4 protein-coding genes and 2 tRNA genes are annotated in these 7,089 nt (G+C 66.1%); 5 read left to right on the forward strand and 1 reads right to left on the reverse strand.

Annotated features, from left to right (window positions below):
• From Q0Y09_RS13260 to Q0Y09_RS08695, 5 genes are all read left to right on the forward strand, one after another.
• On the forward strand, window positions 1–148 hold a 148-nt coding region (locus Q0Y09_RS13260; protein ID WP_367184379.1), incomplete at its 5' end, for an IS3 family transposase.
• A gap of 157 nt (window positions 149–305) precedes the next feature.
• Window positions 306–392 (forward strand) — tRNA-Ser (locus tag Q0Y09_RS08680).
• A 54-nt stretch (window positions 393–446) separates the two neighbouring features.
• Window positions 447–538: transfer RNA gene (locus tag Q0Y09_RS08685), tRNA-Ser, on the forward strand.
• A 260-nt stretch (window positions 539–798) separates the two neighbouring features.
• A complete protein-coding gene (locus Q0Y09_RS08690; RefSeq protein ID WP_297720487.1) occupies window positions 799–3,933 on the forward strand; it encodes a glycerophosphodiester phosphodiesterase family protein in 3,135 nt (1,044 codons plus the stop codon).
• A gap of 186 nt (window positions 3,934–4,119) precedes the next feature.
• Entirely contained in the window at window positions 4,120–5,994 is a 1,875-nt protein-coding gene (locus Q0Y09_RS08695; RefSeq protein ID WP_297720489.1) for a DUF4914 family protein, read from the forward strand.
• Between the two features lie 62 nt (window positions 5,995–6,056).
• On the opposite strand, the gene Q0Y09_RS08700 is transcribed toward Q0Y09_RS08695, so the two are convergent.
• Window positions 6,057–7,089: copper amine oxidase N-terminal domain-containing protein (locus Q0Y09_RS08700; RefSeq protein WP_297720491.1), on the reverse strand; the 1,033-nt coding region annotated here is incomplete at its 5' end.

A 7,089-nucleotide genomic window follows, 5' to 3' on the forward strand; every position in this document is an offset into this window, starting at 1 on the left:
CCTCAAAACAGAGTGTATTTACCGGCACAAACCAGCGACCTTTGCTGCAGCAAACGAAATGATCGACCGCTATATCTATGTTTACAACCCTGCGCGCATCCAGTTAAAAACCGGAGAGGCGCCGCTGGCGATACGCCTATCCACTTAAAAAACAATATTTCCTACCAGGGGCTCTTTTTTGTGCTGTCCGCATAATCTGGGGCAGTTCAGAAAGGCCCCGGTTTTTTCATTCGGGGTGTTGACAAGGGGAGAGATTTATGGTATGATAACACTCGCGTTTGGTGGATGGAAAACGCTCGGGTCGTGGAGAGATGTCCGAGTGGTTTAAGGAGCCGGTCTTGAAAACCGGTGACTCGCAAGAGCCGTGGGTTCGAATCCCACTCTCTCCGCCATTTTTCTCCCCGCGGTGGGATTGACAAGAGAATCGGAACAGGTGGTTCCGGCATGCAGAAGTACCCAAGTGGCTATAAGGGGCTCCCCTGCTAAGGGAGTAGGCGGGTAAAACCGTGCGGGGGTTCGAATCCCCCCTTCTGCGCCACGTCGGAGCAAGCTTTATGTCGCTTGCTCCGACTTTTTTACAAAAGTCAGAGCGCGCTCATGTCGCTGCTCCTCCTTTCCAACTGCGACCCGCTTTGCTGGGCTCGCAGTTGGTGAGCCGCCCTGTGGGCGGCTTTTTTCGTTTCTGACAGAAATATCGATTCTAACCGTCCTTTGCAGTTCGTTGCAAGTGATCCCTTGCGACGAGCTTTTTTATTCCATTTGAACCGTGTGCGGCGTATAGACGCGGAAAGGGTATCCATGTCGAAAATCAGAGCATTGACCAATCTGCTGTGTGGGGCCTGCCTGGCCCTGGTCCTCCTGCCCCGGGGGGCGCAGGCGGCGGGGCGGCTCCAGATCCAGGCGCCGGACCGTCTCCCCCTGGGGGCGGAGCGGACGCTCGACCTGGACGGGGGCGTCCGCAGCCTGGATGGGGTGGTGACGGTCACCGTCACCGACTACCTGAGCGGGACGGAGGCCGTCCCCGCCCTCACTGTGGGGGGACAGGCCCTGGAGGGCGACGGCGTCACCGAGCTTTCCCTGACCTTTGACCGGGGCCGGGCGGCCCTGCCGGTGGTGGCAGCGGAGACCGGACCCTTCTCCCTGACTCTGGAGGCCGGAGGGCGGATCGGAACGGTGGAGCTGGAGGGGGTGTCCGCCCTGGAGTGGGCCGTGGACCTGGCCCCCGACCGGATGACGGTGACGGCGGCGAAGGACGCCTCCGCCTTCGCGGTGCGGACGGCGGCGGCAGAAAAGCTGGAGACCGCCCTGGCCGACTCCGGCTTTACCGCCGCCGGGGGACAGGTCCGGGTCACCGGCGACGAGCGACAGGGCTTCTCCGTCACCCTCATCGGGGAGGGGAAGCGGGTGGAGCTGCCCACGCGGGTGAGCGTCTACCGCCGGGACGCCACCGGGCAGGAGGTGCTGGAGCGACAGCTCCGGGCCGTCCTGACAGGGGACTTTGCCTTTGAAACGGCGGAGGAGATCACGGCGGAGTCCATCGCCGCCCAGGTATCCGCCATGGTGGGGGATGAAAAGACGGCGGTCTCTGCTCAGTGGAGCGAGGAGGCGGGCTGCTGGCAGCTGACCCTCAGCCGGCAGGGCCAGGAGGTGACGTCCCCCCTCTGGCTCAACAGCCGGGCGGCGCTGACCTTTGACCGGCCCGCCCTGCTGAACGGCTGCGGCATCCGGCTGGCTGCCGCCGATGACGTCTACGTGGCCGGCGGCGCCCTCCATGCGGAGGGGCGGGCGGGGAACGGCTACGAGGCGGTGGTCTTCCCCATCTGGAACTATGGCCGGGATTTCTGTGTCCAGGCCCAGGTTCGGCTCACCGACGCCGTGGGGCCCAGCCGCTGGTGCGGCCTGGCCTTCGGTGGGCGGAACGCAGGCGGGTCCGGGCACTATGCCAAATTCGCCTTCTGGCAGATGGGGCTGCGGCGGGACTTCACTGCCGCCAATGGGGTGGAGTGTACCCGGATGCTGCCCAGCGGCGTCTGGAGCACCCAGTGTGCCGCCCCCCTGGGGACGGGCGCGGAGCCCGGACAGGTCCACGACCTCACCATCCTCTGCCGGGATGGCGTTGTCTGCCAGTATGTGGACGGCGAGCTGGTGCTGCGCACCGAGGCGGCTGACCGCGCCACCCTGGATGGCCGGGTGGCCTTCACCTTTGACGGCGTCACGGCGGAGCTCCTCTCCCTGACGGTCACCGATGTGCTGCCCGACCTGCCCACGGAGCTCCCCCTTACCGAAAACGGCTATGACACCCAGGTCTATGAGCCCCGGACGGGGCTGGTCATGTCCCCCACGGTGGCGGCTGAGGGGGACGCTCTCTCCGCCGCCAGCGTCGCGGCGGGGGAGCGCCGCCCCGCTACCCTCATCAAGACGGTGGCCTCCGACCTCACCGTGGCGGACGGCAATGGCCGCATCTCCATCGGGGCCTATCTGTCCCGGCTGGACAAGAGGGCGCTGGCCGGGTTCCGCATCCAGGACCTGACCACCGCCGCCGCCTTTGCCCGGTATGCGGCGGAACACGGCCTGGTGGATGTGAACGTCTTCTCCGACCAGCTCCAGGTCCTCCAGACCGCCTGCGCCGGACAGTCGGGGGTGCGGGCCATCCTGGACTGCTCCGGGGCGGAGCTTGCAGACCCCACAGAGGCCGCCGCCCTGGCATGCCGCGCCGGGGCCCGGGCGGTGGTCCTGGACCAGTCTGCCGCCCGTCCGGAGACGGTGCGGGCCATCCAGACCAGAGGGGTGGCCGTCTGGGTCCGCACGGACGGCGGGGCGGCGGCCTATGCCGCCATCCTCTCCGGGGCGGACGGACTGGTCACCGGCGACTGGGTGGGGACCATGGATGCTGTGGAGTCCTTCCCGGCGGGACGGCGGGTCCTCACCCGCACCCCCGTGCTCACCGCCCACCGGGGCTTCCACGAGACCGCCCCGGAGAACACGGAACGGGCCGCCGCCCTGGCCCAGGCGGCGGGGGCGGAGGCCATCGAGTGCGACGTCTACCTCTCCGCCGATGGTACAGTGATGGTGAACCACGACCCCACCACCGGCGCCCTCATGGACCGGGACCTCTCCCTGACCGCCTCCACCCGGGCCCAGCTCCAGAGCCTGACCTTCCGGGCCAAGGCTCTCCCAGGGGACCGGCTGCCCACCCTGGAGCAGCTTTTCCGGGCGGTCCAGGGGGAAAAGACCATCTTCCTGGTGGAGATCAAGAGCGGCGACCCGGCCCTCATCGCTCCCCTGGTCCAGACCGTCCGGGCCGCCGGCATGACAGAGCGGGTGGCCTTCCTCTCCTATGACCCGGCCCAGCTCCGGCGGGTCCGGGCCGCCCTGCCCGAGGCGGCGGCGGGCTATCTGGCCGCCTGCACCCAGAGCGGGTCCGATACCGCCGCCAATCTGAAGGCCATGGCGGAACAGATGGACCCGATGAGCGCCTTTTACAGCTGTCCCCAGGAGGCCCAGAGTGCCGCCCTGGCCCGGGCGGCCCGGCACCGGGGCATCCTTATCCAGCCCTGGACCGTCAACGAGTACGAGCTGTTGGAGCAGCGCTATTACGAGGGCTGCCACGGCGTCACCACCGATCGGCCGGACTACGCCTCCTATTACCTGGCGGGGGTGGAGACCCTCCAGAATGAAGTTGCGTTTCGGGCAGGGGAGGGGGCGGCCCTCCAGGTGCTCCGGCGGACCCGTGTGGACGCCGAGACCGTGACCGCCGACTGCTTCCTCCAGATCGGCGGGGATGCGGTGGTGGAGATGGACGGGGAGGGGCGGCTCACCTCCGAAACGGCGGGGACCGCCGTGGTGCTTCTGGGGGTCACCGCCGTCCTGTCGGCCACCCAGGTGCCCTTCCGGATGTACGGCGGACCGGTGACCCTGACCTTTTCCGCGTGAGGGGAGCTGCGGGATGCCTGGGTCACTGGTGAAAGCCGCGCACGCCCAGGCTGCAAAAGAGCGGGTCAGCCCCGGGGAGCACTCTCCTCGGGGCTGACCTGTCTCCCCTTGACAAACGGGCCGTTCTCCTGTAAAGTTACACATAGAAGGGTTCTTTGTTTCGATAGAAAGTGAGGCGCTGTCTGTATGAATGTTTTGCTGGAAAAATTCACATTTACACCGGAATTGACCGATATCATCAACAATAGTCCCAGTGTGATCGTGCCCGACAGCAAGGAGACCCTCTACGAACTCATCTTCGGCAACGAGCACACGGACAAGATCGAGGTCCTCTATGATGTGAACGGGAAGCCTGTGAAGGAGGCCACGGTGGTGCGCTGCAAAAACGGCGCGGTGGTCAACTATGTGGAGGACTATATGCGCCGCCGGGACCCGGACTGCATGCGCATCGCCGACGACCAGCCCACCGACAAGCCCCGGTTCGAGGACGTGTACGGCTATGATTTTGACCAGCTCCGGGTGGAGACCTACCAGTGGCTGGCCCGGCAGGAGCTCATCATCGTGCCCTTCAAGGCCGGCGGCTATCAGTATGGCTACGACTCCATCCTGGTCTGCCCCCGGAACGCCGCCTTCTTTGCCTTTGCGCTGGCAGAGCTCCAGGCCTTTGTGAACGCCCGGGAGGTGGAGCACTTCAAGCCCCGCTCCATCGTCTATGTGGCGCCCCCCTTCCGCCACACCCACTTCAACGGCAGGCAGGTGGTGGTCCACAGCCGGCACAGCGACCTCCATGAGGTCTTCTCCTACAACCTCTACCCCGGTCCCTCCGCCAAAAAGGGCATTTACAGCGTCCTGCTGGACATCGGCGAGCGGGAGGGCTGGGTCACCGCCCACGCCTCGGCGGCCCGGGTCATCACCCCCTATGAAAACGAGATGGTCATGATGCACGAGGGGGCCTCCGGCGGCGGCAAGAGCGAGCTGCTCCAGGAGGTGCCCCGTGTGGCCGACGGCCGGGTGCTGCTGGGCGTCAACATTGAGACCAACGAAAAGACCTACATCAGCATGAGCGACACCTGTACCATCCTGCCCGTCACCGACGACATGGCCATGTGTCAGCCCGGCTACCAGCCCCGCAACGGCAAGCTGGCCCTCACCGACGGCGAGGACGGCTGGTTCATCCGGGTGGACGGCATCACGGAGTACGGCTCCGACCCCCTCTATGAGCGCATCTCCATCCACACCAAGGAGCCCCTGATGTTCTTCAACATCGACGGGGTGCCCCGGTCCACCTGCCTGCTGTGGGAGCACACCCTGGACTCCGACGGCAAGCCCTGCCCCAACCCCCGGGTCATCATCCCCCGCCGGCTCATCCCCCACATTGCCGACAAGCCGGTGGAGGTGGACGTGCGCAGCTTTGGCGTCCGCATGCCCCCCGCCACCAATGAGAGCCCCAGCTACGGCATCCTGGGCCTCATGGGCATCATCCCTCCCGCCCTGGCCTGGCTGTGGCGGCTGGTGGCCCCCCGGGGCTTTAATAACCCCAGCATCAACGGCAGCGCCAAGCTGGCCAGCGAGGGCGTGGGCTCCTACTGGCCCTTCGCCACCGGCCTGCGGGTCAAGCAGGCCAATCTCCTGCTGGAGCAGATCCTCCGGTGCAAGAACACCAAGTACGTCCTCATCCCCAACCAGCACATCGGCGCGTACAGGATCGGCTTCGCCGCCGAGTGGATCTCCCGGGAGTACCTGGCCCGCCGGGGCGGCGTCAACATGAAGATGGACCGGCTGGTCCCCGCCCGCTGCCCCCTCCTGGGCTACGCCCTGGAGGAGATGAAGGTGGACGGCCAGCAGATCAGCTCCCGGTTCCTCCGCCCCGAGCGGCAGGAGACCCTGGGCATCGAGGGCTACGACAAGGGGGCCAAGATCCTCTACGACTTCTTCGCCCAGGAGCTTGCCGCCTTCGACGTGCCGGAGCTCCACCCCATCGGAAAAGAGATCCTGCGGTGCTTCCAGAACAACGGGACCATTGAGGACTACTGCGCCATCATTCCCCTGGGCCTGGAATAAGAAAGCAGAAAAACGGCGTCCCCTTCGTGAGAAGGGGACGCCGTTTTTGTCGCTGCATCCGGTCAGGGGATGACCACCCAGCAGATCCGGTCAGTCTTGTCTTCGTCGAAAGAAGCCGCCGTATCCAGTCCCCAGAGAGGGGCCAGTCTCCAACTGGCGGCTAGGACGCCGTCCTGGAGGGCGGCGGGCTCGCCCAGGTCCACCGGCTCACCGTTCACCAGGGCGGAGGGGCTGCCCACCGTGAGGACAATGGTGGTGTCCCGGTAGGTGCAGGAGGCGGTCTGGGTCTCCTCGTTCCAGTCATAGGAGGCCCCAAGTCCCTCGCACAGGGCCTTTACGGGAAGGCTGTATCCGCCGCCCTCGATGAGGGGGGCCATCAGGGGAAGCCGGAGGGGATAGAGCCTGGGGTCCACCTCCACAGGATAGGGCTCCCCGCCCTTGACGGGGTAGGCCATGCCGTCAAAGACCACGGCGGCAAGCTGGGAGAGGTCCATGACCGACTGGAATCGGTAGTGGAAGGACCACGCTTTATCCTGGATGCAATGGGAGGAGACGGAGGTGAGGGACTGGCCGCTGGTGAGGAGGGTCCCATCCTCCATGAGGAAGAAGAACAGCGGGTCCGCCTCCCGGTCCGGGTCGGCCATGGCGGCCTCCACCTGACAGGTGAGGGGACTCAGGGTCACCGACGCTATGGTGAGGTCGCCGCCCTGGGCGTTGTAGAGGGTGGGAGCCCCCGGCCCCGTGGCCCCGATGTCCACGGTCACCGACTCTGCGGGGGTGAGGTTGAATTCCAGCGCCGCGCCCTCCTCCATGTGCCCCAGTCGTACCCGGAGGGCGGCGGCCCCGTTCAGGTCCACGTCGAAGCGCCAGGTGGCGGAGGTGTCCGTCCGCAGCTCTCCCAGCTCTTTGTAGGACATCCCCGTAACGCCGGACGTCTCGCCGAGCCTTTCCGGGACATCCACGGGATGGACGGACCAGGTGTCCATGCTGTTGAAGTCGTCGGAGAACAGGAAGGTTTTGGCCTCCTCTGTCAGGGCGTCCACCCGCACCAGCAGCAGGGCGGATTGCCCGTCGGCCACCGAGCTCTCCACAGTC

The organism is Intestinimonas sp. (assembly GCF_026169115.1).
In the GTDB taxonomy this organism is placed as follows: Bacteria; Bacillota; Clostridia; order Oscillospirales; family Oscillospiraceae; genus Intestinimonas.

Excerpts from the sequence above, each read along its gene's own strand:
- Q0Y09_RS08690 (WP_297720487.1), top strand. The coding sequence starts at position 799 with ATGTCGAAAATCAGAGCATTGACCAATCTGCTGTGTGGGGCCTGCCTG.
- Q0Y09_RS08695 (WP_297720489.1), top strand. The coding sequence starts at position 4,120 with ATGAATGTTTTGCTGGAAAAATTCACATTTACACCGGAATTGACCGAT.